Source organism: Streptomyces sp. TSRI0107, assembly GCF_001905845.1.
GTDB lineage: Bacteria > Actinomycetota > Actinomycetes > Streptomycetales > Streptomycetaceae > Streptomyces.
In genome coordinates this window covers 116,927-143,902 of sequence record NZ_LIVZ01000012.1, presented here as the reverse complement: position 1 = coordinate 143,902, position 26,976 = coordinate 116,927, and the positions used below count along the sequence as shown (strand labels likewise).

Below are 26,976 nucleotides of genomic sequence, written 5' to 3'. Positions count from 1 at the left end.
CGTGGCGCTGCGCGACACCTCACTCCCCGAGGCCTCCGGCCCGCTCCCGCCCTCGCACCGGCCGGGCGGGGCGGCCCCGCCGCTCGACCCGGCCGACCGCGGCCGGCTGCTGTCCGGGTCCCATCACGACCCGCACGCCCTGCTCGGCGCGCATCCCGTGCCGGGCGGGTGCGCCGTGCGGGCGCTGCGTCCGTTCGCGCAGTCGGTGACCGCGCTGGTCGGCGGGGAACGCCATCCCCTCGTCTCGGAGGGCGACGGCCTGTTCTCGGTCGTCCTGCCGCACGAGGAGATCCCGGCGTACACGCTGCTGGTGTCGTACGGGGACGGCGAGCAGGAGACGCACGACCCGTACCGGTTCCTGCCGGCGCTGGGCGAGCTGGATCTGCACCTGATCCGCGAGGGCCGGCACGAGCAGCTGTGGAAGGCGCTCGGTGCCGAGCCGATGACCCACCAGGGCGTGACGGGCACCCGGTTCACGGTGTGGGCGCCGAACGCGCGCGGGGTGCGGGTCGCGGCGGACTTCTGCCACTGGGACGGGACCGCGTTCCCGATGCGGTCGCTGGGCGCGTCCGGGGTGTGGGAGCTGTTCCTGCCGGGGGTCGGCGAGGGCACCCGGTACAAGTTCGAGATCACCTCGCAGTACGGCGGCCGGTTCCTGAAGGCCGACCCGATGGCCCGGGAGGCGGAGGTGCCGCCCGACACGGCGTCGGTGGTGACGTCGTCGCGCTACGAGTGGGGCGACCAGGAGTGGCTGGCGCGTCGCGGGGACCGGCCGGTGCACGAGGCGCCGTTCTCGGTGTACGAGGTGCACCTGCCGTCCTGGCGGCCGGGGCTGTCGTACCGGCAGCTCGCCGAGGAGCTGCCCGCCTACGTCAAGGACATGGGGTTCACCCATGTGGAGCTGATGCCGGTCGCCGGGCATCCGTTCAGCGGGTCCTGGGGCTACCAGGTCACGTCCTACTACGCGCCGACCTCCCGGCTCGGCAGCCCGGACGACTTCCGGTACTTCGTCGACTCCTGCCACCGGGCGGGCATCGGCGTGATCATGGACTGGGTGCCGGCGCACTTCCCGAAGGACGACTGGGCGCTGGCCCGGTTCGACGGGGACCCGCTGTACGAACCCGGGAACGCGCAGCGGGCGGAGCACCCCGACTGGGGGACGTACGAGTTCGACTACGCGCGGACCGAGGTGCGCAACTTCCTCGTCGCGAACGCCGTGTACTGGTGCGAGGAGTTCCACATCGACGGGCTGCGGGTGGACGCGGTCGCCTCGATGCTCTACCTGGACTACTCCCGTGAGGACGGCCAGTGGAGCGCGAACGCCTACGGCGGGCGGGAGGACCTGGCCGCCATGGGGTTCCTGCAGGAGATGAACGCGACCGTGTACCGCAGGGTGCCGGGCGTGGTGACCATCGCCGAGGAGTCCACCGCCTGGGGCGGGGTGACCCGGCCGACCGACAGCGGCGGGCTGGGGTTCGGGCTCAAGTGGAACATGGGCTGGATGCACGACTCGCTCCAGTACATGAGCAAGGAGCCCGTGCACCGCAAGTACCACCACCACGAGATGACCTTCTCGATGGTCTACGCGTACAGCGAGAACTACGTCCTGCCGATCTCCCACGACGAGGTCGTCCACGGCAAGCAGGCCCTGGTCTCCAAGATGCCCGGCGACTGGTGGCAGCGGCGCGCCAACCACCGCGCCTACCTCGGCTTCATGTGGGCCCACCCGGGCAAGCAACTGCTGTTCATGGGGCAGGAGTTCGCGCAGGGCGGCGAATGGTCGGAGCCGGACGGCCCCGAGTGGTGGCTGCTGGACCCCGGCTACTGTGCCTCCGGTGACCACCGGGGCGTGCAGGACCTGGTGCGGGACCTCAACGCGCGCTACCGGCGCAGTCCCGCCCTGTGGGAGCGCGACACCGATCCGTCCGGCTTCCGGTGGGTGGCCTGCGACTCGGCCGACGACAACGTGTTCGCGTTCCTGCGCTTCGCCGCCGACGGCAGCCCGCTGCTCGCGGTGAGCAACTTCTCCCCCGTCGTCCGCCACGACTACCGCCTGTGGGTGCCCGAAGGCGCCGTCGCCTGGGAGGAGGTGCTGAACACGGACGCGGCCCGCTACGGCGGCGGTGACGTCACCAACCCGGGCCCGGTCAAGCCCGAGGACGGCCATCTGCCGCTCACCCTGCCGCCGCTGGCCACGGTGTGGCTCACGCCCGCGGCGGTGTGAACCCGCGCCGACGGGGCAGTCGGGGCGTACGAGGGGGCGGGCCCCTCGTCCCTCAGGGGCCTCGAAAGGCGGGCACAGGTTGCGCACCGTGGGTGTGGAGGAGGAACTCCTCCTGGTGGATCCGGAGACCGGAGAGCCGCGGGCGCGTTCCGCGGCCGTGCTCGCCCGGGCGGAGCACGAGGACGCCGGACAGGACGTCTTCGAGAAGGAACTCCACGAGCAGATGCTGGAGTTCGCCACGCATCCGCAGTCGGAGATGGCGGCGCTGGGCGCCGAGATCGCCCGCTGCCGCCGGGAGGCCGCCCGGCACGCGGAGGACATCGGCTGCGCGGTCGCGGCGCTCGCCACGTCCCCGCTGCCGGTGAACCCGTCCGTGGGCGCCAACCGCCGCTATCAGTGGATGGAGCGGGAGTACGGGATAGCCACCCGGGAACAACTCGTCCTCGGCTGTCATGTGCATGTGGCGGTGGAGTCCGACGAGGAGGGCGTGGCGGTCGTGGACCGGCTGCGGCCGTGGCTCGCGGTGCTGGCGGCGCTCAGCGCGAACTCCCCCTTCTGGCAGGGCAAGGACACCGGTTACAGCAGTTACCGCAGCCGGGTGTGGCAGCGCTGGCCGTCGGCCGGCCCGACGGAGGTGTTCGGCTCGGTCGAGCGGTACCGGCGGCGGATCGCGGACATGATGGCGACCGGCACCCTCCTCGACGAGGCGATGATCTACTTCGACGCCCGGCTGTCGCGGAACTATCCGACGGTGGAGCTACGGGTCGCGGACGTCTGCCTGGACGCGGAGACCGCCACACTGATCGCGACCCTCGCCCGCGGGCTGGTGGAGACGGCCGCCCGCGACTGGCGGGCCGGACAGGCCCCGGCCGACCCCGAGGTGAGCGTGCTGCGCCTGGCCGGCTGGCGGGCCGCCCGCTCCGGGCTCACCGGCGAGCTGCTGCTCCCCTCGACCATGCGTCCCGCGCCCGCGGAGACGGTCGTCGAGGCGCTGCTGGAGCACGTCGGGGACGCGCTCCGGGACAGCGGTGACCTGGACCGGGCGCGTGCGGGCTGCGCCCGGCTGCTGCGGGACGGCAACGGCGCCCGGGTGCAGCGCGAACTGCTGGCCCGCACGGACAGTCTGCGCGAGGTCGTCGCCGCCTGTGTGCGCCGCACGCAGGGCGCTACAGGATGAGCACCAGGGCGTAGGCCAGGAAGAACGCCGCGATCAGCACCACCAGGACGATGATCAGCGTCAGCGGTCCCTTGGCCCAGCCCTTGGGCGGGTTGTGCGTCTCCCGGGGCCCTGCCTCGGGCATGCTGCTCTCCGCGGGCGGCGTCTCCCCGGGGGGTACGCCACCGCCCGGTTCGAGGCCCGACGTGCGCTCGGGTTCCGGGTCGGGATTGATGTGAGTCATACCGTCCGAGTCCCCCGATCCCGCCGAGATCATCGAACCGGGATCACTTCGGCTGTCCGGGCACCATTCGGGCTCCAGGCCCGATACATTCGACCACCGCCGCCGACGGTTCGCGTCGGCGCAGTCACGGCCCGTACACCTCAGGAGCAGCGCATGCGCGACCTCGCACTCGCTCCAGCGACCACGCCGACCCCGCTGACCGGAGGACTCGCCGACAGCCTCTTCGAACGCGCCGAGCGCGACCCGACCCTGCCGCTCGCCGCGCACCGGCCCGACCCGTCCTCCGACCGGTGGGAGGAGGTGACCGCGGTGGAGCTGCGGGACCAGGTGTCCGACCTGGCGAAGGGCCTCATCGCCTCCGGGATCTCACCGGGCCGCCGGGTCGCGGTCATGGCGCGCACCCGCTACGAGTGGACGGTGTTCGCCTACGCGCTGTGGACGGTGGGCGCGGAGATCGTGCCGGTGTACCCGAGCGCGTCGCGCGACCAGGTCGAGTGGATCCTGCGGGAGGCCGGGTGCGTGGCCGTGGTCGTCGAGGACGAACACGGGGCGATGACGGTCGGCTCGGTGTGCGCGGGCCTGCCGGCGCTGCGGCACGTGTGGCAGCTGGACGCCGGAGCGATGGAGCAGCTGGCCGCGCGGGGCGAGGTGATCCCGCAGGAGACGGTCGACTCGCTGCGCCGGATCGTGCTGCCGGGCTCCACCGCGGTCATCGCCTACACCTCGGGCACCTCGGGCCGTCCGCTGGGCTGCGCGCTCAGCCACCGCGCCCTGGCGAACCCCTGCGACACCCTGCTGGCGGGCTGGGGCCACACGGCCGCGGCGCCGGGCGAGCAGGGCAGGGTCCTCGCCTTCCTGCCGTTCTCCCATGTGTACGGCCTGATGATCCAGGGCCTGTGCGTGCGCGGCGGCATCGTGCTGGGCCATGAGCCCGAGGTGGGCGAGGCGGCGCTGGCGGCGGCGCTGCGCTCGTTCCGGCCGACGTACTTCTACGGGGTGCCGTCGGTGTTCGAGAAGCTGTACAAGACGTGGCTGCGCACCGCGCAGCGGTCGGGGCGCGGGGCGCTGTTCGAGCGGGCCGCCGAGACGGCGCGGGCGTTCGCCGCGGCCTGCGAGCGGCAGCGGCTCGGCCGGGGATCGGGACCCGGCATGGAGCTGCGCCTGCAGCACGCGCTGTACGAGCGCACCGTCTACCGGCGGCTGCGGGCCACGCTCGGCGGCCGGGTGGGCCGGGCGACCTCGGGCGGCTCGTCGCTCAGCCGTGAGCTGTCCCTCTTCTTCGAGGGCATCGGCATCCAGGTGCACGACGGGTACGGGCTGACGGAGACCTGCGGCGGCATCACCATGCAGCCGCTGGGCCGGGAGAAGTCCGGCACGGTGGGGCAGGCGCTGCCGGGCACGGAGATCCGGGTGGCCGCCGACGGGGAGATCCTGGTGCGCGGGCCGTCGCTGTTCCACGGCTATGTGGGCGACGAGACGGCGACCCGGATGGCGCTGCGGGGCGGCTGGCTCGCCACCGGGGATCTCGGCCACCTGGACTCCGAGGGCTATCTGACGATCACCGGGCGCAAGAAGGACGTCATCATCACCAGCAGCGGCAAGAGCGTCGCCCCGGGGGCGCTGGAGCAGCGGCTGCGGCTGCATCCGCTCATCCATCAGGCGGTCGTGATCGGCGACGACCGTCCCTGCGTGGGCGCCCTGATCACCCTGGACCCGGAGTTCCTGGTGCACTGGCGGGCGGCGCTCGCGCTGCCGCGGGACGCGCCGCTGCGGGAGGCGCGGGAGGAGAACGCGCTGCGCGAGGAGGTGGCGCGGGCGGTGGCAGCGGCGAACAGCGCGGTGTCGCGGGCGGAGTCGATCCGGGTGTTCAAGGTGCTGCCGGAGCCGTTCGACGTGGCCGGCGGGCTGCTGACGCCGTCGATGAAGCTGCGCCGGGACGCGATCGTGCGGCATTACGCGCAGGACATCGACGCCATGTACGCGGCACGCGCTCCCCTGCCACGGCTCGGTGCCACGGCTGAGCCGGACGGCTGGGAGGACTCCGACGACGTGTTCCGCTGAGCGCGTCGGTCCGGGCCGCATGGGCCGTGCGCCACGGGGAACTCGCCCACGTGCCGTAAGCAGGGGATGGCTACGAGCCCTGCGAAAGCTACGCGGGAAATGGCGACATGACGACCGACCCGGGGTGGGACGACCGACTGGCTGCCCGAGGAATCCCCAGCCGAACCATCGGCTTTCCTGGTGAGCCGCGCGACGTGACGGGCGCGCGGCTCGCCGCCGAGGGCTTCCTGCGCGACCTCGCGCAGGTGGCGCCACCGGCCTCACCCGAGCACTGGGACGACATTCTGCTGGTGGTCACGGAACTGGCCGCCAACGCGGTGCAGTACGCCCCCGGGCCCTTCCAGCTGAGAATGCGCCGGACCTTCGACGGGGTGCACGTGACGCTGCACGACACCAGCCCCACCCCGCCGGCGCCGCGGCCGTTCCGGCCCAGCACCGGCGGCGGCGGGATCGGCTGGCATCTGCTGCACGCCCTGTGCGACCAGGTCAGCGTGGTCACCGGGGACCGCGGCAAGGACGTGCACACGTTCCTGCCGTGGTGACGGCCGCGAGATGAGGCATGCGGGCCGGGATCGCCGGTTCGTCTGCATGCCGCGCCCGACTGGCGCAACGGACTTCGACACGGTGGGATCGATGCGTAAACCGCGGAAGGGATGAACGACGTGACACGACCCAGGATCCTGGTGGTGGGCGCGGGCTTCGCGGGAGTGGGGTGCGTACGGCGCCTGGAACGCAGGCTCGGCCCGAACGAGGCCGACCTCACTCTGGTGACCCCGTTCTCCTATCAGCTCTATCTGCCGCTGCTGCCACAGGTCGCCTCCGGGGTGCTGACGCCCCAGTCGATCGCGCTGTCCCTGCGCCGCAGCCGCAAGTACCGCACCCGGATCATTCCCGGCGGGGCGATCGGCGTGGACCTCAAGGCGAAGGTCTGCGTCATCCGCACCATCACCGACGAGATCGTCAACGAGCCCTACGACTACATCGTGCTGGCGCCGGGCAGTGTCACCCGCACCTTCGACATTCCCGGGCTCACCGATCACGCGTTCGGCATGAAGACCCTCGCCGAGGCCGCGTACATCCGCGACCACGTGATCTCGCAGCTCGACCTCGCCGACGCCAGCCAGGACCCCGCGGAGCGGGCCTCCCGGCTGCAGTTCGTGGTCGTCGGCGGCGGCTACGCGGGCACCGAGACGGCGGCCTGCCTGCAGCGGCTCACGCACAGCGCGGTCCGGCGCTATCCCCGCCTGGACCCGCGTCTGATCAAGTGGCACCTCATCGACATCGCGCCGAAGCTCATGCCCGAACTGGGCGACAAACTCGGCCGCAGCGCCCAGGAGGTCCTGCGCCGGCGCGGCATCGAGATCTCGCTCGGCGTGTCCATCGAGAAGGCGGGCCCCGAGGAGGTCACCTTCACCGACGGCCGGGTGGTCCCCACCCGCACCCTGATCTGGACCGCCGGCGTGGTGGCGAGCCCGCTCATCGCCACGCTGGGCGCCGAGACCGTGCGCGGCCGGCTGGCGGTCAACGCCGAGATGAACCTGCCCGGTCACGACGGGGTCTTCGCGCTCGGCGACGCGGCCGCGGTGCCCGACACGGCCAAGGGCCAGGAGGGCGCCGTCTGCCCGCCGACCGCGCAGCACGCCATGCGGCAGGGCCGCAAGGTCGCCGACAACGTCATCGCCACCCTGCGGGGCGCGCCCATGGAGCCGTACGTCCACAAGGACCTCGGCCTCGTCGTCGACCTGGGCGGGAAGGACGCGGTCTCCAAGCCGCTCGGCGTGGAACTGCACGGGCTGCCCGCCCAGGTCGTGGCGCGCGGCTACCACTGGTCCGCGCTGCGCACCAACGTGGCCAAGACCCGGGTCCTGACCAACTGGGTGCTCAACGCGGTCGCCGGCGACGATTTCGTCCGCACCGGCTTCCAGGCCCGCAAGCCCGCCAAGCTGAAGGACTTCGAGTACACCGACTCGTATCTGACGCCGGAACAGGTGCGGGAGCAGGTCCAGCGGACGTCCTCGGGAACACCCTGATCACGGATGACGCGGTTGGGGGCCGGTCCTGAGGACCGGCCCCCATGTCGTCCCCCGGAGAACGCGGGCGTGAACCCGGGTGTGAACCCGGACGTCAGCGGCGCTTGCGCCGCCCGGTGCACGACCCGGTCGCGCGGCCGGTGCCGCCGCGCGCGGCGCTCCGGCGGCCCAGGGCCTCGTCGCGCACGCGGGCGCAGCTGCGGCTGATGAGCCGGGAGACGTGCATCTGGGAGATGCCGAGCCGGTCGGCGATCCTGCTCTGCGTCATGTCCTCGAAGAAGCGCATGTAGAGGATGGCGCGTTCACGTTCGGGCAGGTTGCGCAGGCACTCCTTGGCGGACTCGCGGTCCACCACGACGTCGTACGAGGAGTCCGGGGCGCCGAGGGTGTCGGCGAGGCTGTAGCCGTCGTCGTCGGAGGACAGCTCCGCGTCGAGGGAAAGGGTGCTGAAGCTCTCCAGGGCCTCCATGCCCGTGCCGACCTCCTCCTCGGTGAGGCCGGTGTGGGCGGCGATGTCGGCGACCGTGGGCTCACGGGTGCCGGGGCTCTGGGCGAGTTCCCGTCGGGCCACTCGCACCTTGTTGCGCAGTTCCTGGACCCGGCGCGGCACTCGCAGCGCCCACATCCGGTCACGGAAGTGGCGCTTGACCTCGCCGGTGATGGTGGGGACGGCGTAGCTCTCGAAGGCTCCGCGTTCGGGGTCGTAGCGGTCGACCGCCTTCACCAGCCCGAGGGCCGCCACCTGACGCAGGTCCTCCACGGACTCGCCCCGGTCGCGGAACCGGCCCGCGATCCGGTGGGCCATGGGAAGCCAGGCGGTGACGAGTTCGTCGCGCAGGGCGTCCCGCTCGGGGCCGTCCGGCAGTTCGGCCAGCCGGGCGAAGAGTTCGGCGGTCTCGGGGGCGTCGTCGTGGGTCCGTCGGTTCTGCGCGGTGGAGGGCCCGGAGGTGGTGGTGCTGCTGGTCGACATGTCGATGCGCATGCGGAATCGCTCCTGAACGGTCTTCTCAGCGACTGTCACGGGACTGAACTGACCGCGGGAAAAGTGCTGGTCCGGCCGACCTGACGGCCCCGGAGCACACAGCACTCCCCGCTGGCGCGCCTCCGGTCCGAAGCACGAAAATGCGCCTGCCCTGCCGTCGTGAGAACAAACACGGGCCGTTCACGGGAAGCCCGCGCACCGTTCGGAAGAGGCCTCGCGCAGGGCGTCCGTGAGAAGACGAGCGGTCTTCAGAAGACGTCCACCTCGGCGGTGATGCGCTTGCCGCCCGAGGGCAGGCCGGTGACGCTGACGTCCCGGGACAGCCGGCACACGATCGGCCAGCCGCGGCCGCCACTGCGCCGGCGCCCGCGCGCGTCGAGCGCCGGCCTCGTCACGGGCCGCCGGTCGCTGCGGTCGCTGACCGACACCCGCACTCCGCGTTCGACGACGTCGACGGCCACGTCCGTGACACCGCCGCCGTGCAGGATGGCGTTGGTCGTCAGCTCCGAGGCGACGAGCAGCGCGTCCGCCAGGCCGTCCTTGTCGCACCGCGCGCCGGTGGCCATGCAGCGCCGCGCCACCGCGCGCCGGACGGCCCCGCGCACATCGGCGGGGAGACATCCGCCCGCGCGGACGGGTCCGATCGGACCGGAGGTCTCGCCTCGGGGTTCGGTCGAGTGCTGGATGCTCACGTTCCTCGCTCCCTGAGTGTTTCGAGGATGGATGCCGGACGATTCCGCCCGATTCCCCCCACTTTTCGGCTCACCCTTGACGGGCGGCGCAAACCCGTTGTCGCCGTTTCCGGCCCGCCATCGACGCCTTCTGCCGGGGTACGCGGACGCCATGACCGATGTCGTGGACTCAGACGAACTGGTGCGGCGCATCCAGCGCGGCAGGGCGTGGGCGCTTCGGGAGCAGCGCGCGTGGCGGCAGCGCGGTGACGCCCTGGGGCCGGACGAGCCGGACGGGGCCCGTGAGGCCGCCGTGCGCGCCCTGGCCTACGAGACGGTGGTCGGGGTGCTGGACGAGATCCTCACGCCCGGCAAACACGGAGAGGAGCGACCGCCCGAATGACACGCGCCGGCGCCGGGCACCCGTAGGCCATGTCAGTCGATCACACCCGGGCGCCCGTTCTGGAGGCCCTCGGCGAGTACCGGAGTTCCGGCCGTCTGTCCTTCACGCCGCCGGGACACAAGCAGGCCCGCGGGGCGGACCCCGAGGTGCGGGAGGTGCTGGGGGACGCCGTGTTCCTCGGCGACGTGCTGGCCTCGGGCGGTCTCGACGACCGGCTGAACCGTGGCCAGGTCCTGGAGCGGGCCCAGGAGCTGATGGCCGACGCGGTGCACGCGGACCACACGTTCTTCAGCACGTGCGGCAGTTCCCTGTCGGTGAAGGCGGCGATGCTGGCCGTCGCCGGCCCGCACGAGAAGCTGCTGATCGGGCGGGACGCGCACAAGTCGGTGGTGTCGGGGCTGATCCTGTCCGGCATCGAACCCGTGTGGGTGGAACCGCGCTGGGACGTCGAACGGCGTCTCGCGCATCCGCCGTCCGCCGCCGCGTTCGACGAGGCGTTCGCCGCGCATCCGGACGCCAAGGGGGCGCTGGTCACCAGTCCGACGCCGTACGGCGGGTGTGCCGACCTGGGGGCGGTCGCCGAGGTGTGTCACCGGCGCGGGGTGCCGCTGATCGTCGACGAGGCGTGGGGCGCCCATCTGCCGTTCCATCCCGAGCTGCCGTCGTGGGCGATGGACGCCGGGGCCGACATCTGTGTGACCAGCATCCACAAGATGGGCAGCGGGCTCGAGCAGGGCTCGGTGTTCCACCTCCAGGGTGACCGGGTCTCCCCCGAGCTGCTGGGGATGCGGGCCGGCCTGCTGAGCACGACCAGTCCGTCGGTGCTGATCTACGCCGGGATGGACGGCTGGCGCCGGCAGATGGTGCTGCACGGCCGGGCGCTGATGGGCGCCGCGCTGGAGCTGGCCGCCGAGGTGCGGGCGGCCGTCGAGGACATCGACGGCCTGCACGTCGACGACCGGGCCGACTACTGCGGGCCGGGTCTGGCCGACGACTTCGACCCGCTGCCCTGCGTCATCGACGTCACCGGGCTGGGGATCACCGGGTACCAGGCGGCGGACTGGCTGCGTGAGCGGCGGAACGTGGAAGCCCATCTCACCGACCACCGCCGGATCGGCGTACAGCTCACCCACGCCGACGACCGGGAGACGGCGGGCGAGCTGCTGTCCGCGCTGAAGGAGCTGGTGCGGGCCGTGCCGGAGCTGGGCGAGGCGCCCCGGGTGGCGGTGCCGGAGCCGGCCGAGCTGCGGATGGCACAGGACATGCTGCCCCGGGACGCGTTCTTCGGTCCGGCCGAGGCGGTGCCGCTCGGCGAGGCGGACGGCCGGATCGCCGCCGAGATGATCACGCCGTACCCGCCCGGGATCCCGGCGGTGCTGCCGGGTGAGCGGCTGCGCGAGCCCGTTCTGCGGTATCTGGCCACGGGACGGGAGGCGGGGATGAACCTGCCGGACGCCGCGGACCCGTCCCTGAGGACGATCCGCGTGGTGGCGACCACGTGAAACGCGGGTAACACGGCTGCAACACGAGTGAAACAGGTCACGTGGCCCGCTTTGGGGTACGGGGAACACCCAAAGATGGTTTATCGTTCATACATACGTGGTGACGGGGTCGATGGCATCCTCCTCCGCCACCGCTACGGCCCTGGCTGGTGTCCCCCGTCCAGCCAGGGCCCTTTTATGTCTCCCCGGCGGAAATCCCCGGTCCGCCAAGGTGCTCCCGGCGGCCGCAGCGGCTGAAATGGGCGTAGGCAACGCACCCGAACCGAGCGCCGGCGAGGAGCACCGCGTCATGACGAGAGCGACGAAACTGCTGACCGCCCTACCTCCGCCGCAGCGGGCGCGTCTGATGACGCTCGCCCGGGAGGTGTCCTTCCCGGAGGACACCCGGATCTTCGAGCCGGGCGGCATCGCCGACCGGTTCTGGGTGATCCGTTCCGGCGCGGTGTCACTGGACCAGCGGGTGACGTCGCTGCAACGGGTGACCGTGGCCAGTCTCGGCGCCGGCGACCTGCTCGGCTGGTCCTGGCTGTTCCCGCCGCACCGGTGGGACTTCGGCGCCGAGGCCTTCAGTCCCGTACGCGCCTACGAGTTCGAGGCGGAGCCGGTGCTCGCGCTGTGCGAGGAGGATCCGCAGCTCGGCATGTCGCTGGTGCGGATCGTCGCCGAGATCCTCGCCCACCGGCTGGAGATGACCCGGGGCCAGCTGATGGAGCAGTACACCATGCGCCGGCGGTAGTCCCGGCCCTCAGACCCGGTGGCGGCGCAGCGCCGGACTCACCGCGGCCAGGGCCAGCATCACCACGACGACGAGGAGACCGCCGCCCGCCACGGCGGTACGCGGGCCGAAGGCGGAGCCCGCGGTGCCGTGCAGGACGTCCGCGAGGCGCGGGCCGCCGGCCACGACCACCGTGAAGACGCCCTGCATGCGCCCGCGCATCTCGTCGGTGGCGGCGGACAGCAGGATCGCCCCGCGGAACACCATCGAGACCATGTCCGCGACCCCGGCCAGCACCAGGAACGCCACCGCGATCCACAGGCTGCGGCTCAGCCCGAACCCGGTGATCGCGACACCCCAGGCGACCACCGCGCCGATGACCATCAGCCCGTGCCGGCGGGCCCGGGAGAACGTCCCGGAGAACAGCCCGCCCGCCACCGCGCCGACCGGGATCGCCGCGAACAGCAGCCCGAGGGCCAGGCCCTCGCCGTAGGAGCCGTAGGTCTCGGCGGCGAGCTGCGGGAACAGGGCCCGGGGCATGCCGAGGACCATCGCGACCATGTCGGCGAGGAAGGACAGCAGCAGGACCTTGTGCAGGGCGATGTACCGGAACCCGGCGGCTATCTCCCGCAGCCCCGCCCGCCGGACGGCCGGGCCGCCGAGCGGCGGCAGGGCGGGCAGCCGCACGACCGCCCACACGGTGACGCAGAGCGCCACGGCGTCGATCAGATACAGCTCGGGCAGGCCGACCACCGGGATGAGGGCGCCGGCCAGCAGCGGCCCGGCGACCAGTCCGGTCTGTGTCACGGTGGAGCCGAGCGCGTTGGCGGCGGCCAGTTCCTCCGCGGGCACCAGGCGGGCGATGGACGCGGTGCGCGCCGGGGAGTTGAGCCCGAAGAACGCCTGCTGCAGGGCGAGCAGCACCATCAGCACGCCGACCGACTCGAAGCCGGTCACCGCCTGCACCCAGAACAGCAGCGAGGTGACGGCGATGCCGGAGTTGGTGACCAGCAGCAGCTTGCGGCGGTCCACGCTGTCGGCCACCGCGCCGCCCCACAGCGCGAACACCACCAGCGGCAGCAGCCCGGCGAGGCTGGCGTAGCCGACCCAGGCGGAGGAGCCGGTGATGTCGTAGATCTGCTTGGGCACGGCGACGGCCGTCAGCTGGCTGCCGACGGCCGTGACGATGGTCGAGGTCCACAGCCGGCGGTAGGCGGGGCGGCGCAGCGGGCGGGTGTCCATCGCCCAGCGGCGCCAGCCCCGGCGGGGTGGCTCGGCCGAGGCCGGGGCCGGGGCCGGGGCCTGAGCTTGGGCCTGGGCATCGGCCCGGTTGGAAGGTTGCTGATCGGTGCTGCTCTCGCCGGTGTCCACTGGGCCCCTGGTTGTCGACTACATCTTTCTTTGCTCGGGGTCACTATTCCAGCCCTGGACTGGACGAGTGTCCGGCAGGTGATCTCAGCTTCCGGCGATGAGCGAGACACCCAGGACGATCATCGTCGCCGCGACCAGCCCGTCCAGCACCCGCCACGCGGTCGGCCTGGCCAGCCAGCGACCGAGCAGGCGCGCCCCGAAGCCGAGCGCGACGAACCAGCACACGCTGGCGAACGCGGCCCCGACGCCGAACGTCCAGCGCAGCGGCCCCTGGTCGGCGGCGATCGAGCCGAGCAGGAAGACGGTGTCGAGGTAGACGTGCGGATTGAGCCAGGTCATCGCCAGGCAGGTGAGCACCGCCCGGCGGCGCGAGGTCGCGGCCTCCCCCTCCGTGCGCAGCCCCGCCGTGCCGGGACGCAGCACCCGCCGGGCGGCGAGTGCGCCGTAGCCGAGCAGGAAGGCGCCGCCGGTCCAGCCCACCGCGGTCAGCGCGCCCGGCCAGGCCACCACGACCGCCCCGACACCGCCGACGCCGAGCGCGATGAGCAGCGCGTCGGACAGGGCGCAGATGCCGACGACGGCGAACACCGCCTCCTTGCGCACGCCCTGGCGCAGGACGAAGGCGTTCTGGGCGCCGATGGCGACGATCAGGGAGAGGCCGGTGCCGAATCCGGTGGCGGCGGCGGTCAGAGCTGCGGACATGACGTCGACGCTAAGCAGGGCCCGGCCGTGCGTAAAGCTAAAGATTCTTACGTATCTTTAGCAGGTGTGAAGACCTCACCACTGTCGCCCGGAATGCCGGAACTCCCCCTCGACCAGGTGCGCACCCTGCTCGCCGTGGTCGACGAGGGCACCTTCGACGCGGCCGCCGCCGCCCTGCACGTGACGCCGTCGGCGGTCAGCCAGCGGGTGAAGGCGCTGGAGCAGCGGACCGGGCGGGTGCTGCTGCTGCGGACCAAGCCGGTGCGGCCCACCGAGTCCGGCGAGATCGTCGTACGACTGGCCCGGCAGCTGGTCCGGCTGGAGCGGGACGCCCGCGCCGAGCTGGGTCTGAGCGGCGCCGGGGAGCCGACCCGGGTGTCGGTGGCGGTCAACTCCGACTCGCTGGCGACCTGGTTCCTGACCGCGCTCACCCGGGTCCCCGAGGACCTGCGGCTCTGCTTCGAACTGCGCCGCGAGGACCAGGACCACACGGCGGTGCTGCTGCGCGAGGGCCTGGTGATGGCGGCGGTGACCTCGTCGTCCGAGCCGGTGACGGGCTGCTCGGTGCGGGCGCTGGGCACCATGCGGTACGTCGCCGTGGCCCACCCCGCCTTCGCCGCGCGGCATCTCGGCGGGCCGCTGCACGAGACGCTGCCGGAGGCGCCGGTCGTCGTCTTCGACCGGCGCGACGACCTCCAGGACGGGTTCGTGCGGCTGCTGCGGCGCGGCCGGGCCGGCGCCGGACCGCTGCGCCACTCCGTGCCGACCTCGGAGGGGTTCGTCGAGGCCGTCGCGTCCGGACTGGGCTGGGGCATGGTGCCGGAGGTGCAGGCGGAGCCGCTGCTGCTGAGCGGCCGTCTGACCCATCTCGCGCCGGACCGGCGGGTCGACGTCCCGCTGTACTGGCAGCAGTGGAAGCTGGACTCCCCCGCCCTCGCCGCGGTCGCCCGCGCGGTGACCGCGACGGCCGCCGAGGCGCTGCGGCCTCCGTGCTGAGCGCACTGCCCGCGTTTCACTCCGTGCCCACCGGTGACCCGGGACCGAGCACAGCAACGACATGGACGACTACAGCCGACTTAGATCATGGGTGACGTCATGACCAACTGGCGCAATCAGGCCGCATGCCGCGACGAGGATCCCGATCTGTTCTTCCCGATCGGGACCTCGGGACCGGCGCTGGTGCAGGCCGAGCAGGCGAAGGCGGTCTGCCGGCGGTGCCCCGTCCGCGAGCCGTGCCTCGAGTACGCGCTCGACTCCGGGCAGACTCTCGGAGTGTGGGGCGGCACCAACGAGACCGAGCGCCGGGCCCTGCAACGACGCGCGGGCCGCCGAGCCTCGCGCTGAGGAACGTCAGCCGTGGGCCCCCCTTCGCAGGGGGCCCCACTCGTGCTCCTGCCGGGTCACCTCCTCGCGTGCCTCCTCGATCACCCGGTCGTCGAGGCGGCACAGCGGGCGCACCTCTCGCACGAGGGGTTCGTTGTCGGGACCCCGCCCGCTCTCCTCGCCCGCGAGCACCCACGGCCGGACGCCGGGGCCCTTGTCGTGCGGCAGATGGGAGTAGTCGTACAGTCTGCGGGCCACCCACAGGCGTACGGAGCGGTCCTGCCACCAGTCCTCGACGTCGAGCGGGTTGGCCGACAGTCCGGGCATGGGCACGCCGGTCAGTTCATCGGTGCTCGACACCTCGGCGAGATCGGCCTCGGGCCCCCTGGACCAGCGGACGTACAGCCCGCCCTGCCGCTGTTCGACCAGCCCGGTCAGCTCGGCCAGCGTGCGTACGACCGGCAGGTCGTCCCAGGCGCTCATGGCGTGACCTCCCTCTTCGCCGTCAGGCGAACGGGGTACCCCGCTCGGTGCGACCGGAATCGGGCGGATGATCCTCTCCCGGGTTACGCTCCCGGCACAGCCGTCACCCGAGGGAGGTCCGCGCGTGAGCGTGCGTGTGCGTCGTGTCTACGAACCGCAGGACCCCGACGACGGCGTCCGCGTCCTGGTCGACCGGCTGTGGCCGCGCGGCCTGGCGAAGGACGCGGCCGGGGTCGACGAGTGGCCGAAGGAGCTGACCCCGTCCGCCGAGCTGCGCCGCTGGTACCACGCGGGCGAGGGATCGTACGAGGAGTTCGCCCGCCGCTACGAGGCGGAGCTGGCCGCACCCGAGGCGGCCGGCCTCCTCGACCAGGCCCGCGGGTGGGTGCGCGAGGGACCGGTGACACTGCTGACGGCCGTCAAGACCCCCGAGCACAGCCACGCCGCGGTGCTGGCCCGGCTGCTGGAGCGATGAGGGCGGGTCAGCCGGTCTGCTCCGCCGCCGCCCGGCCGGCCGCCCGCCCCGAGAAGAGGCAGCCGCCGAGGAAGGTGCCCTCCAGCGCGTTGTAGCCGTGCACGCCGCCACCGCCGAACCCGGCCACCTCGCCCGCCGCGTACAGGCCCTCGACGGGCGTGCCGTCGGTGCCGAGGGCGCGGGAGTCGAGGTCGGTCTGGATGCCGCCGAGCGTCTTGCGGGTCAGGACGTGCAGCTTGACGCCGATGAGCGGGCCCGCCGCCGGGTCGAGCAGACGGTGCGGGGTGGCGACCCTGCCGAGCCGGTCGCCGATGTAGCGGCGGGCGTTGCGGATGCCCTGCACCTGGGCGTCCTTGCCGTAGGGGTTGGTGATCTGCAGGTCGCGGGCCTCGATCTGGCGGCGGAGCGCGGCCGCGTCGAGGAGCGGCTTGTCGGTGAGGCCGTTCATCTTCTCGACGAGCTGTTCGAGGGTGGGCGCGGTGACGAAGTCGGCGCCGTGCCGCACGAAGGCGTCCACCGGGCCGGGCGCGCCCTTGCCGAGGACGCGGTCGCGCAGGAACGCCTTGCGGTCCTTGGCGGTGATGTCGGGGTTCTGTTCGGAGCCCGACAGCGCGAACTCCTTCTCGATGACCTTCCGGGTGAGGACGAACCAGGAGTGGTCGTACTCCGCGATGTCCTCGGTGGTGCGCAGGTACCGCAGGGTGCTGAGGGTGTCGTAGCCGGGCAGGCACGGTTCGGGCAGCCGGCGGCCCAGGGCGTCGAACCACATCGAGGACGGGCCGGGCAGGATGCGGATGCCGTGGCCGGGCCAGATCGGGTCCCAGTTGTGCAGGCCCTCGGTGTAGTGCCACATACGGTCGCGGTTGACCAGGCGTACGCCGGCCTCGGCGCTGATGTCGAGCATCCGCCCGTCGACGTACGCGGGCACGCCGGTCACCATCCGGGCCGGGGGTGTGCCGAGGCGTCCGGGCCAGTGGCGGCGGACGATGTCGTGGTCGGCGCCGATGCCGCCGGTGGTGACGATGACCGCCTGGGCGGTCAGCTCGAACTCGCCGGCGCTCTCACGGCTGGAGGCGACACCGCGCGGGGCGTCGTCGGGGGCGAGGACCGTGCCGCGCACCCCGCGTGCCGTGCCTCCCTCGACGACCAGCTCGTCCACCCGGTACCGGTGGTGGAAGGTGAGCAGCCCGTCGCGGGCGGCCTGCCGGGCGTACGCCACGAAGGGTTCGACCACGCCGGTGCCGGTCCCCCAGGCGATGTGGAAGCGCGGGACGGAGTTGCCGTGGCCGTGCGCGGTGAGGTCGCCGCGCTCCGCCCAGCCGACCGTCGGCAGCAGCTTGATGCCGTGCCCGTCGAGCCAGGACCGCTTCTCGCCGGCCGCGAACTCGACGTAGGCGCGCGCCCAGCGCACCGCCCAGGAGTCCTCGTCGTCGACCCGGTCGAAGCCCGCGCTGCCCTGCCAGTCGTTCCAGGCGAGGTCGAGGGAGTCCTTGATGCCGAGGCGGCGCTGTTCCGGGGAGTCGACGAGGAACAGCCCGCCGAACGACCAGAACGCCTGTCCGCCGAGGTTGGCGGCGTTCTCCTGGTCGACGAGGGCCACCCGGCGGCCCCGGCTGGTGAGTTCGTGCGCGGCGACCAGGCCGGCCAGGCCCGCTCCGACGACGATGACGTCGGCATCCATGGCGATCGTCCCTTCCTGACTCAACGGGGTGGCTCAACGGGGGGTGACTCATCTGGGGTGACTCATCGGGGGTGGCTCATCGGGGGGTGCCGCTGCCGTCCGTCAGCAGCGCGGTGAGCAGCTGTTTCAGCCAGGTCCGAGCGCTTTCGACGTCCCGGTCCAGCAGCAGCTGGGTGGTGACCCCGTCGTAGGCGGCGACCACCGCGTGCGCGGCGGCGTCGCTGTCGCCGAACACGGCGGGCAGTTCTGTGTGGCCCTGGGCGCGGGCGAGCCGTTCGGCGATCGCGCCGCGCAGCCGGGCCCGGTGTTCCAGCAGGGTCTCGGCGACGGCCGGCTCCCTGGCGGCGTGCACCAGGAAGTCGGTCTTCACCAGCAGCCAGTCCAGGTCGAGCAGCAGCACCTCGGTGACCCGGTCGACGGCGGCGGGCACGTCCAGGTCGGGGCCGTCCTGGGCGAGGGCGCCGGAGACCTGTTCGGCGATGAGGTCGGCGCGCTGCCGGTAGAGGGCGAAGAACAGCTCGTCCAGGCTGTCGAAGTTGGAGTAGAAGGCGCCCCGGCTGTAGCCGGCGGCCTCGCAGACCTCCTCGATGGAGACCCGCCCGAAGCCCTTGGCGGCGAACACGGTGAACGCGGCGTCGAGCAGGTTGGCCCGGGTCCGCACCCGGCGCCGGGTCACGCGTGGGGTGGTGCGCTCCGCTGCCATGGCTGCGACCTCCGTTCGATACGCGAATGTATCGGATACACCGATGTATCGAAAGGGCTCGACCGGACACGCGCTCACGCGCCAACAGCCGGGGGAACACATTTTCGATTAGCGGGTTACGCTGGAGACATGCACCTCCAGGGCTCCCTCTTCGACCAGACCGACCAGCTGCGGCTCGGGCCACTCGACGGGATCCGCCGGACGCACCTCGGCTCCGGCGCCTGGATCGACGTACTGCCCGGCTGGCTGACCGGATCCGACGCGCTGTTCGAACAGCTGGCGGCCGAGGTGCCCTGGCGGGCCGAGCGGCGCCAGATGTACGACCACGTCGTGGCCGTCCCCCGGCTGCTCGCCCACTACCGCGCGGGCGAGCCGCTGCCGCACCCGGTGCTGACCGAGGCGCGCGACGCGCTCAGCGCGCACTACGCCGACGAGCTGGGCGAGCCGTTCACCACGGCCGGGCTGTGCTACTACCGCGACGGCCGGGACAGCGTCGCCTGGCACGGCGACCGGATCGGCCGGGGCGCCCGCGAGGACACCATGGTCGCCATCCTCTCCGTGGGCACGCCGCGCGATCTGCTGCTCCGTCCGGCGGGCGGCGGGGAGACCGTACGGCGGCCGCTCGGACACGGCGACCTGATCGTGATGGGCGGCTCCTGCCAGCGGACCTGGGAGCACTGTGTGCCGAAGTCGAACCGGGCCGTGGGGCCGCGCATCAGCGTCCAGTTCCGGCCGCACAACGTGAACTGACCCCGCCGCGCCGGGAGGCGGGCCGCGCGGTCTGCTTTGCTGTCTCCCGTCGGGTACGGACCTCGAGCACAACGGGACGGTCATGCGGGCAGATGTGCGGCACATCGCCGACGGCACCTATCTGGTGCACGGCAGCAACACCAACTGGGTCATCCTGACCGAGGGGGACGCCGTCACCCTGGTCGACACCGGGTACCCCGGGGACCGCGAGCTGGTCCTGGACTCCCTCGCCGCGGTGGGGAGTTCACCGGAGGCGGTCGCGGCCGTGCTCGTCACCCACGCCCACAACGACCACCTGGGGTCCGCCGAGTACCTGCGCGCGACGTACGGCACACCGGTGTACCTGCACGAGGCCGAAGTGCCGCACGCGCGCCGCGACTTCCTGCACCAGGTGTCGGTCGGGCAGGTGCTGCGCGAGGGCTGGCGGCCGGGTGTGCTGCCGTGGGCGGTGCACGCGCTGCGCTCCGGCGGCACCGCGCACGTCCCGGTCGCCGCCCCCGAGCCGTTCCCGGCGGCGGGCGCGCTGGACCTGCCGGGGCGGCCCGTGCCCGTGCACACCCCCGGCCACACCCTGGGCCACTGCGCCTACCACCTGCCCGGCGCCGGTGTGGTGATCTCCGGTGACGCCCTGGTCAGCGGCCATCCCACGAGCCGTGCCGAGGGCCCGCAGCTGCTGCCCGACATGTTCCACCACGAGCGGGCCCACGCGGTGGCCTCGCTGGACGTGCTCGCCGGCCTCGCCGCCGACGTCCTGCTGCCCGGCCACGGTCCCGTCCACCACGGTCCGGTGCGCGACGCGGCACTCCACGCCAGGGAACGCGCTGCCTGAAGTGATCGCGGAAGAGGGTAGGTTCGATCCCGTCCCGTCGGAGATCGGGCCCGGACCCAGACGTGAGGGAGCACTTCGCATGGCCGCCATCCACCACACCACCATGACGCCCACCAAGCTGGAACTGCTGGCCGGCTGGCTGCCGAAGCAGAGCTGGTACGTGGGCCACGCGGGCACGCCGGAACCGGTCAAGGCCGGCGGGTTCCGGCTGGACGACCCGGAGGGCGAGGTCGGGATCGAGTTCATGGTCGTGGCGGACGCCGGCGCACCGGAGCCGGTGGCGTATCTGGTGCCGATGGGCTACCGCGGCGCGGCGCTGGAGGGCGTCCCCGGCGAGGCGCTGATCGGCACCTCCGAGCACGGGGTGCTCGGCACCCGGTGGATCTACGACGGCGTCCACGACCCGGTGGTGACGGCCCAGTTGCGTGCCCTGCTGCGGGGTGAGGCGGTGCCGCAGCACCAGAACGAGAGCGACACCCCCGACCCGACCGTCACCGTGCGCGGAACCGGACCCGGCGACGGGTTCGACGTCCGGCTCAACCGCGTTCTGCGGCCGGCGGAGGACGAGCCGGAGGCTTCCGGACAGCTCGTCGCGGGATGGACCTGGCCGGACGGCACGGCCACGCGGGGCGTACTGGCGACCATCACGCCGCGCTGAGACGGCTCCTCCGGGTACGTCGCGCACCGTCTAAGGTCAGGCCATGGCTTTGCACATCAGCGCCACGAACCCGGAGCACCCGGCGCTCCTGCTCGAACTGCCCTGGCAGCTCCCGCTGGAGGAGTGGCCCGAGGAGTACCTGGTCCCGCTGCCGCGCGGCATCTCCCGGCACGTGGTGCGCTACGCCCGCGCCGGCAGCGAGGTGATCGCCGTCAAGGAGCTGGCCGAGCGCCCCGCCCTGCGCGAGTACGAGCTGCTGCGCGACCTGGACCGGCTCGGCATCCCCGCGGTGGACGCGCTCGGCGTGGTGACCGGCCGGGAGGACGCGGACGGCGAGCCGCTGGAGCCGGTGCTGATCACCCGGCATCTGGGCGGTTCGATGCCGTACCGGTCGATGTTCGAGACGACCATGCGTCCGGCGACCATGCACCGGCTGATGGACGCCCTCGCGGTGCTGCTGGTGCGGCTGCACCTCGCGGGGTTCGCGTGGGGCGACTGCTCGCTGTCCAACACCCTGTTCCGGCGGGACGCCGGCGCCTACGCCGCCTACCTGGTGGACGCCGAGACCGGCGAGCTGCACGCGCGGCTCAGCGACGGGCAGCGCGACTACGACCTCGACCTCGCCCGGGTCAACATCAGCGGCGAACTCCTCGACCTGGAGGCGTCCGGGGCGCTGCACCCCTCCGTGGACCCGATCGCGTTCGGCAACGAGATCTGCGCCCGCTACCAGGGGCTGTGGCAGGAGCTGACCCGCACCTCCGTCTACCCGGCGGGCAAGTACCACTACATCGAGCGCCGGATACGGCGGCTCAACGACCTCGGTTTCGACGTGGCCGAGATGCAGATCGACCACTCCTCCAACGGCGACACCGTCACCTTCGTGCCGAAGGTCGTCGACGCCGGCCACCACCAGCGGCAGCTGCTGCGGCTGACCGGGCTGGACACCGAGGAGAACCAGGCGCGGCGGCTGCTGAACGACCTGGAGTCCTGGATGGCCACCCAGGACGACTACGCCCCGGGCGACCCCCTCGCGGCCCGGCCGGAAGTGCTGGCCCACCGCTGGGTGCGGGAGGTGTTCCGGCCGACCGTGCGGGCGGTGCCGGTCGAGCTGCGCGACGGCATCGACCCGGCCGAGATCTACCACCAGCTGCTGGAACACCGCTGGTACCTCTCGGAGCGGGCCCAGCACGACATCGGGCTCGACACGGCCGTCGACGACTACGTCCGCAACATCCTGCCCCGCGCCCGGAAGACGCTGGAGACCCCCGGGCCGGAGTGACCGCACCGGCGGCCCCGCGCCGGAGTCACCCGACCGGCGTCCCGCGCGGCGGTGATCAGGCCGGCGGCACCACGGCCACCGGGCACGGCGCGTGGTGCAGCACCCCGTGGGCGACGGACCCGATCCGGGCGCCCACGGCGGTCCGCCGGGCGCGCCGGCCGACGACCACCAGCTGGGCCCGCGCGGACACGTCCAGCAGGACCTGCCCCGCGCTGCCCATCTCCACGTGCTCGGTCACCGGTACCTGCGGGAAGCGCTCCCGCCACGGCTGGAGCGCCTCGCCCAGCGCCTTCTTCTCGTACGGCTCGGGGCCGCCGGCCTCATCGAGGAGCTTGAGCGAGGCCGGGCTGTAGGCGAAGACGGGCGGCAGCGTCCACGCCCGCACCGCGCGGACGGTCGCTCCGCGCGCCGCCGCCGTCTCGAAAGCGAACCGCAGGGCGGCGGCGCTGTCCTCGGGGGCGCCCTCCTGGCCGACGACGATCTCCCGGCCGGCCACCTCGGCGGAGGCCTGGTCCCCGGAGCGGACCAGGACGACGGGGCGGGCGGCCTCGGCGATCACCTGCTGGCCGACCGAGCCGAGCAGGAAGCCGACCACCCGGCCGTGGCCGCGCGACCCGAGCGCCAGCAGTTCGGAGTCGGCCGCGGCGGCGGCCAGCGTGTCGACGGCGTCGCCCTCCCGGACGTCGGTGGTGACGTCCAGGCCGGGGTGGCGGCCGGTGATCTCCCGGACGCCCTCCTCCACCGCCTCGCGCACCCAGTCGGCCTGGGTGTCCCGGTCCCCGTCCACCGCCTGGTCCGGCTCGAACCGCCAGGCGTGCACCACGCGCAGCGCCAGCCCGCGCCGGACGGCCTCCCGGGCCGCCCAGGCCAGCGCCGCGTGGCTCTCCTCCGATCCGTCCACCCCTGCCGTGATGGGACGTGTCATCCGGCCGCCTCCTCTTCTCGCCGTCATGGCCTTTTCGATCAGTTCCGGTCAGTCTTCCCTACGTCGCCGGCGTGAGCCGCGTCCGGGGGCGGCCGGCCGTGGACGCCGCCGGCCCCGCCGCCGCGCGGACCGGCTCCTGACCGGGCCTTTCGCATACCTGAGCGAAGTCGGGCGATCGAACATACGATGGCGTGAGCCGGGGCGGTGACGACGGGGACGCCGCGCCCGATTGTCCGACCACTCGGGGTGGAGACGTATGGCACAGGCCGCCGACGCAGCGCGGACCGTCATTCTGACCGTGGACGACGACCCGGGGGTCTCGCGCGCGGTCGCCCGTGATCTCAGACGGCGTTACGGGGCGTCGTACCGGATCGTGCGCGCGGAGTCCGGCGAGTCCGCGCTCGACGCGCTGCGCGAACTGAAGCTGCGCGGCGACCTCGTGGCGGTGATCCTGGCCGACTACCGGATGCCGCAGATGAACGGCATCGAGTTCCTGGAACAGGCCCTGGACGTGTATCCGGGGGCCCGGCGGGTGCTTCTGACCGCGTACGCGGACACCAACGCGGCGATCGACGCGATCAACGTGGTGGACCTGGACCACTATCTGCTCAAGCCCTGGGATCCGCCGGAGGAGAAGCTGTACCCGGTCCTGGACGATCTGCTCCAGGCGTGGCGGACCAGCGACCACCGGCCGGTGCCCAGCACCAAGGTGGTCGGGCACCGGTGGTCGGCGCGTTCCTCGGACGTACGGGAGTTCCTGGCCCGCAACCAGGTGCCGTACCGCTGGTACTCCTCCGACGAGCCGGAGGGCCGCCGGCTGCTGGCCGCGGCCGGGGCGGACGGGACCCGGCTGCCGCTGGTGGTCACCCCGGACGGGACGCCGCTGGTGGAGCCGGACGCACCCGAGCTGGCCGCGCGGGTGGGGCTCGCGACCACGCCGACCGCCGAGTTCTACGACCTGGTGGTGATCGGCGGCGGCCCGGCCGGGCTCGGCTCCGCGGTGTACGGGGCCTCGGAGGGCCTGCGGACGGTGCTGGTGGAGCGGTCGGCGACCGGCGGGCAGGCCGGGCAGAGCTCGCGGATCGAGAACTACCTGGGCTTCCCCGACGGAGTGTCGGGCGCGCAGCTCACCGACCGGGCCCGGCGGCAGGCGGCGAAGTTCGGCGCCGAGATCCTGACCGCGCGTGAGGTGTCCGGGCTGGAGGTGAACGGCGCCGCGCGGATCGTCCGGTTCTCCGACGGCTCGGCGATCGCCGCGCACACCGTGATCCTGGCGACCGGTGTGTCGTACCGGCAGCTCCAGGCGCCCGGCTGCGAGGAGCTGACCAGCTGCGGCGTCTTCTACGGGTCGGCGCTGACGGAGGCGCCCTCCTGCCAGGGCCACGACGTGTACATCGTCGGCGGCGCCAACTCGGCCGGGCAGGCGGCGATGTATCTCGCCCGGGGCGCGAAGTCGGTGACGCTGCTGGTGCGCGGGGAGTCGCTGTCGGCGTCGATGTCGCACTATCTGATCCAGCAGATCGAGGAGGCGCCGAACATCTCGGTGCGGGCCCGCACGGTCGTCGAGGCCGCGCACGGCTCGGGCCACCTGGAGCGGCTGACCCTGCGGGACGTGGACACCGGGCACACCGAACAGGTCGACGCCCAGTGGCTGTTCGTGTTCATCGGGGCGGCGCCGCTGACCGACTGGCTGGACGGCACGGTGCTGCGCGACGAGCGCGGGTTCATCCTCGCCGGGCCCGACCTGAGCCCGGACGGGCGGCCGCCCGCCGGCTGGGAGCTGGACCGGCCGCCGTACCACCTGGAGACCAATGTGCCGGGCGTGTTCGTGGCGGGCGACGCGCGCGCCGAGTCCGCGAAGCGGGTCGCGTCCGCCGTCGGAGAGGGAGCCATGGCCGTGATGCTCGTGCACCGCTATCTGGAGCAGTCGTGAGCGGGCAGCCGGTGCCGTGCAGCCCGCGGGAGATCGGCTCGCTGTTCCTGTTCGAGAAGCTGAGCCCCGAACAGCTGGGGCGGCTGTGCGCCGAGGGGCGGGTGGAGCTGTTCGAACCGGGGCCCGTCTACACCGAGGGCGAGCCCGCCACCTGCTTCTACGTGATGATCGAGGGCACCGTCGTGCTGTCCCGGCGGGTCGGCGGCGACGACGTCGAGGTAACCCGGACCTCGCAGCCCGGGGTGTACGCCGGGGCCATGCAGGCGTACATCGGCGACCGGGTGCGGCAGGTCTACAACAACTCGATGCGGGTCACCGAGCCGACCCGGTTCTTCGTGCTGCCCGCCGACACGTTCGCGAGCATCATGCAGGAGTGGTTCCCGATGGCGGTCCACCTCCTGGAAGGGCTGTTCTTCGGGTCGAAGAACACCCAGCGGATGATCGGGCAGCGGGAGCGGCTGCTGGCGCTCGGCTCGCTGTCCGCCGGGCTCACCCACGAGCTGAACAACCCCGCGGCGGCGGCCGTGCGGGCCACCGCCGCGCTGCGCGAGCGGGTGGCGAAGATGCGGCACAAGCTGAGCGTCATCTCGGCGGGCCCGTATCCGCGCGAGGACCTGGCGCAGCTCATCGAGATCCAGGAGCGCACCGCCGAGCGGGTCGCCAAGGCGCCCGTGCTCAGCCCGCTGGAGGCGTCGGACCGCGAGGACGAGGTCGCCGACTGGCTGGACGACCACGGCATCCCGGACGGCTGGCGGCTCGCGCCCACCTTCGTGCAGGCCGGTCTCGACCCGGACTGGCTGGACCAGGTGGCCGCGGCCGTCGACGAGGCGATCCTGCCGGGCGCGATCGGCTGGCTCAACTACACGGTGGAGACCGAGCTGCTGATGGACGAGATCGCGGACTCCACCACCCGCATCTCGCACCTGGTGGACGCCGCCAAGCAGTACTCGCAGCTGGACCGCGCGCCCTACCGGATCGCCGACGTGCACGAACTGCTCGACAGCACCCTGCTGATGCTGTCGGGGAAGATCGGCGAGCGGATCGAGGTCGTCAAGGAGTACGACCGGACGGTGCCGCCGATCCCCGCCTACCCGGCGGAGCTGAACCAGGTGTGGACCAACCTCATCGACAACGCGGTCTCCGCCATGGCCGGCGCGGGCGGGCAGGGCACGCTGACGGTGCGGACCGCGCTCGACCACGACCGGCTGCTGGTCGAGTTCCGCGACACCGGGCCGGGCGTGGCACCGGAGATCCGGGACCGGATCTTCGACCCGTTCTTCACCACCAAGCCGGTGGGCGAGGGCACCGGGCTCGGCCTGGACATCTCCTGGCGGATCGTGGTGAACAAGCATCACGGCAGCATCCACGTGGAGTCCGTGCCGGGAGACACCCGGTTCCAGGTGCTCCTGCCGCTGACCGCGGCGGAGGAAGAGACGTCCCCCGAGTCCACCGAGTCCACCGAGTCCCTTGAGGAGCCCGCATGACCGAAGAGACGGCGATCGACGCCCAGGTGCCGCCGAGCGGCCCCGGCTGCGCGGACTGCGACGCGGAGGGCGGCTGGTGGTTCCACCTGCGGCGGTGCGCGTCCTGCGGGCACGTCGGCTGCTGCGACTCCTCCCCCGCCCGGCACGCCACCGCCCACTACCGGGCCACCGGGCATCCGCTGGTGCAGAGTTACGAGCCGGGCGAGGACTGGTTCTGGAACTACGACACCGAGGCCCTGTACGACTCCGGCCCCGCTCTCGCCCCGCCGTCCAGCCATCCCGAGGACCAGCCGGTGCCGGGCCCCGCGGGGCGGGTGCCGGCCGACTGGGCGACGACGCTCCGCTGAGGCGGCCCCCGCCCAGGCCCGGACGTCCGTCGCCCCGGGCCGGAA

General features: G+C 72.8%; 27 protein-coding genes. 18 read left to right on the top strand and 9 right to left on the bottom strand.

The window, feature by feature from the left end:
- Position 1 precedes the first annotated feature (1 nt).
- Complete coding sequence (glgB, locus tag AMK31_RS29865; RefSeq protein ID WP_073943806.1) at positions 2–2,224, top strand: 1,4-alpha-glucan branching enzyme; 2,223 nt, start codon at positions 2–4, stop codon at positions 2,222–2,224.
- A 79-nt stretch (positions 2,225–2,303) separates the two neighbouring features.
- Positions 2,304–3,401, top strand: coding sequence for a glutamate--cysteine ligase 2 (locus tag AMK31_RS29860; protein WP_073943805.1), 1,098 nt, complete (start codon positions 2,304–2,306; stop codon positions 3,399–3,401).
- Here AMK31_RS29860 and AMK31_RS29855 read toward each other — a convergent pair.
- The gene (locus AMK31_RS29855; protein WP_073943804.1) at positions 3,391–3,624 is read right to left on the bottom strand and encodes a DUF6480 family protein; all 234 of its coding nucleotides are present in this window, start codon (positions 3,622–3,624) and stop codon (positions 3,391–3,393) included. The genes AMK31_RS29860 and AMK31_RS29855 overlap by 11 nt on opposite strands.
- A gap of 153 nt (positions 3,625–3,777) precedes the next feature.
- On the opposite strand from AMK31_RS29855, the gene AMK31_RS29850 reads away from it, so the two are divergent.
- From AMK31_RS29850 to AMK31_RS29840, 3 genes are all read left to right on the top strand, one after another.
- Positions 3,778–5,685: an AMP-dependent synthetase/ligase gene (locus AMK31_RS29850; RefSeq protein ID WP_073943803.1), complete on the top strand. Its 1,908-nt coding sequence runs from the start codon at positions 3,778–3,780 to the stop codon at positions 5,683–5,685.
- Positions 5,686–5,792: 107 nt separating this feature from the next.
- Positions 5,793–6,227, top strand: a complete 435-nt coding sequence (locus AMK31_RS29845; protein WP_073943802.1) for an ATP-binding protein — start codon at positions 5,793–5,795, stop codon at positions 6,225–6,227.
- A gap of 111 nt (positions 6,228–6,338) precedes the next feature.
- Positions 6,339–7,715, top strand: a complete 1,377-nt coding sequence (locus tag AMK31_RS29840) for an NAD(P)/FAD-dependent oxidoreductase (protein ID WP_073943801.1) — start codon at positions 6,339–6,341, stop codon at positions 7,713–7,715.
- Positions 7,716–7,809: 94 nt separating this feature from the next.
- Here the strand turns inward: AMK31_RS29840 and AMK31_RS29835 are convergent, their stop codons facing one another.
- Entirely contained in the window at positions 7,810–8,697 is an 888-nt protein-coding gene (locus AMK31_RS29835) for a SigB/SigF/SigG family RNA polymerase sigma factor (protein WP_073943800.1), read from the bottom strand.
- A gap of 248 nt (positions 8,698–8,945) precedes the next feature.
- Positions 8,946–9,389 carry an ATP-binding protein gene (locus AMK31_RS29830; RefSeq protein WP_073943799.1) on the bottom strand — a complete coding sequence of 148 codons (444 nt, stop codon included), beginning with the start codon at positions 9,387–9,389 and terminating at the stop codon, positions 8,946–8,948.
- 151 nt (positions 9,390–9,540) lie between these two features.
- On the opposite strand from AMK31_RS29830, the gene AMK31_RS29825 reads away from it, so the two are divergent.
- From AMK31_RS29825 to AMK31_RS29815, 3 genes are all read left to right on the top strand, one after another.
- Positions 9,541–9,771 carry a hypothetical protein gene (locus AMK31_RS29825; RefSeq protein WP_073943798.1) on the top strand — a complete coding sequence of 77 codons (231 nt, stop codon included), beginning with the start codon at positions 9,541–9,543 and terminating at the stop codon, positions 9,769–9,771.
- A 29-nt stretch (positions 9,772–9,800) separates the two neighbouring features.
- Entirely contained in the window at positions 9,801–11,273 is a 1,473-nt protein-coding gene (locus AMK31_RS29820) for an aminotransferase class I/II-fold pyridoxal phosphate-dependent enzyme (protein ID WP_073943797.1), read from the top strand.
- A 289-nt stretch (positions 11,274–11,562) separates the two neighbouring features.
- The gene (locus tag AMK31_RS29815; RefSeq protein WP_073943953.1) at positions 11,563–12,009 is read left to right on the top strand and encodes a cyclic nucleotide-binding domain-containing protein; all 447 of its coding nucleotides are present in this window, start codon (positions 11,563–11,565) and stop codon (positions 12,007–12,009) included.
- A gap of 9 nt (positions 12,010–12,018) precedes the next feature.
- On the opposite strand, the gene AMK31_RS29810 is transcribed toward AMK31_RS29815, so the two are convergent.
- Together AMK31_RS29810 and AMK31_RS29805 are read right to left on the bottom strand one after the other, a co-directional pair.
- Positions 12,019–13,359, bottom strand: coding sequence for an MFS transporter (locus AMK31_RS29810; protein ID WP_073943796.1), 1,341 nt, complete (start codon positions 13,357–13,359; stop codon positions 12,019–12,021).
- Positions 13,360–13,443: 84 nt separating this feature from the next.
- Entirely contained in the window at positions 13,444–14,061 is a 618-nt protein-coding gene (locus AMK31_RS29805) for a LysE/ArgO family amino acid transporter (protein WP_073943795.1), read from the bottom strand.
- A 93-nt stretch (positions 14,062–14,154) separates the two neighbouring features.
- Between AMK31_RS29805 and AMK31_RS29800 the strand changes: the two genes are divergently transcribed.
- The gene (locus AMK31_RS29800; protein ID WP_073943794.1) at positions 14,155–15,057 is read left to right on the top strand and encodes a LysR family transcriptional regulator ArgP; all 903 of its coding nucleotides are present in this window, start codon (positions 14,155–14,157) and stop codon (positions 15,055–15,057) included.
- A gap of 99 nt (positions 15,058–15,156) precedes the next feature.
- Complete coding sequence (locus AMK31_RS29795; RefSeq protein WP_073943952.1) at positions 15,157–15,405, top strand: WhiB family transcriptional regulator; 249 nt, start codon at positions 15,157–15,159, stop codon at positions 15,403–15,405.
- Between the two features lie 6 nt (positions 15,406–15,411).
- Here AMK31_RS29795 and AMK31_RS29790 read toward each other — a convergent pair whose 3' ends face one another.
- Positions 15,412–15,867: a DUF6098 family protein gene (locus AMK31_RS29790; RefSeq protein ID WP_073943793.1), complete on the bottom strand. Its 456-nt coding sequence runs from the start codon at positions 15,865–15,867 to the stop codon at positions 15,412–15,414.
- A 124-nt stretch (positions 15,868–15,991) separates the two neighbouring features.
- On the opposite strand from AMK31_RS29790, the gene AMK31_RS29785 reads away from it, so the two are divergent.
- Positions 15,992–16,342 carry a DUF488 domain-containing protein gene (locus tag AMK31_RS29785; protein WP_073943792.1) on the top strand — a complete coding sequence of 117 codons (351 nt, stop codon included), beginning with the start codon at positions 15,992–15,994 and terminating at the stop codon, positions 16,340–16,342.
- A gap of 7 nt (positions 16,343–16,349) precedes the next feature.
- Here the strand turns inward: AMK31_RS29785 and AMK31_RS29780 are convergent, their stop codons facing one another.
- On the bottom strand, positions 16,350–18,023 hold the full coding sequence (locus AMK31_RS29780; RefSeq protein ID WP_073943791.1) for an FAD-binding dehydrogenase: 1,674 nt from the start codon (positions 18,021–18,023) through the stop codon (positions 16,350–16,352).
- 76 nt (positions 18,024–18,099) lie between these two features.
- Positions 18,100–18,726 carry a TetR/AcrR family transcriptional regulator gene (locus tag AMK31_RS29775; RefSeq protein WP_073943790.1) on the bottom strand — a complete coding sequence of 209 codons (627 nt, stop codon included), beginning with the start codon at positions 18,724–18,726 and terminating at the stop codon, positions 18,100–18,102.
- A gap of 129 nt (positions 18,727–18,855) precedes the next feature.
- Here AMK31_RS29775 and AMK31_RS29770 point away from each other — a divergent pair, with 129 nt between their 5' ends.
- The 4 genes from AMK31_RS29770 (at position 18,856) to AMK31_RS29755 (ending at position 22,242) form a co-directional block, all read left to right on the top strand.
- Positions 18,856–19,476 (top strand): alpha-ketoglutarate-dependent dioxygenase AlkB, encoded by a 621-nt coding sequence (locus AMK31_RS29770; RefSeq protein WP_073943789.1) that lies wholly within the window; start codon positions 18,856–18,858, stop codon positions 19,474–19,476.
- Between the two features lie 82 nt (positions 19,477–19,558).
- Positions 19,559–20,305: an MBL fold metallo-hydrolase gene (locus tag AMK31_RS29765; RefSeq protein WP_073943788.1), complete on the top strand. Its 747-nt coding sequence runs from the start codon at positions 19,559–19,561 to the stop codon at positions 20,303–20,305.
- A gap of 79 nt (positions 20,306–20,384) precedes the next feature.
- On the top strand, positions 20,385–20,963 hold the full coding sequence (locus tag AMK31_RS29760; RefSeq protein ID WP_073943787.1) for a maltokinase N-terminal cap-like domain-containing protein: 579 nt from the start codon (positions 20,385–20,387) through the stop codon (positions 20,961–20,963).
- A gap of 43 nt (positions 20,964–21,006) precedes the next feature.
- Entirely contained in the window at positions 21,007–22,242 is a 1,236-nt protein-coding gene (locus tag AMK31_RS29755; RefSeq protein WP_073943786.1) for a DUF4032 domain-containing protein, read from the top strand.
- A 55-nt stretch (positions 22,243–22,297) separates the two neighbouring features.
- Here AMK31_RS29755 and AMK31_RS29750 read toward each other — a convergent pair whose 3' ends face one another.
- Positions 22,298–23,167: a universal stress protein gene (locus AMK31_RS29750; RefSeq protein ID WP_073943785.1), complete on the bottom strand. Its 870-nt coding sequence runs from the start codon at positions 23,165–23,167 to the stop codon at positions 22,298–22,300.
- Between the two features lie 256 nt (positions 23,168–23,423).
- On the opposite strand from AMK31_RS29750, the gene AMK31_RS29745 reads away from it, so the two are divergent.
- From AMK31_RS29745 to AMK31_RS29735, 3 genes are read left to right on the top strand one after another with little or no spacing between them, the layout of a single operon-like run.
- The gene (locus AMK31_RS29745; RefSeq protein WP_073943784.1) at positions 23,424–25,100 is read left to right on the top strand and encodes an FAD-dependent oxidoreductase; all 1,677 of its coding nucleotides are present in this window, start codon (positions 23,424–23,426) and stop codon (positions 25,098–25,100) included.
- On the top strand, positions 25,097–26,584 hold the full coding sequence (locus AMK31_RS29740) for an ATP-binding protein (RefSeq protein WP_073943783.1): 1,488 nt from the start codon (positions 25,097–25,099) through the stop codon (positions 26,582–26,584). Before AMK31_RS29745 ends, AMK31_RS29740 begins: the two co-directional genes overlap by 4 nt.
- On the top strand, positions 26,581–26,931 hold the full coding sequence (locus AMK31_RS29735; RefSeq protein ID WP_073943782.1) for a UBP-type zinc finger domain-containing protein: 351 nt from the start codon (positions 26,581–26,583) through the stop codon (positions 26,929–26,931). The genes AMK31_RS29740 and AMK31_RS29735 overlap by 4 nt, the downstream gene beginning before the upstream one ends.
- Positions 26,932–26,976 lie beyond the last annotated feature (45 nt).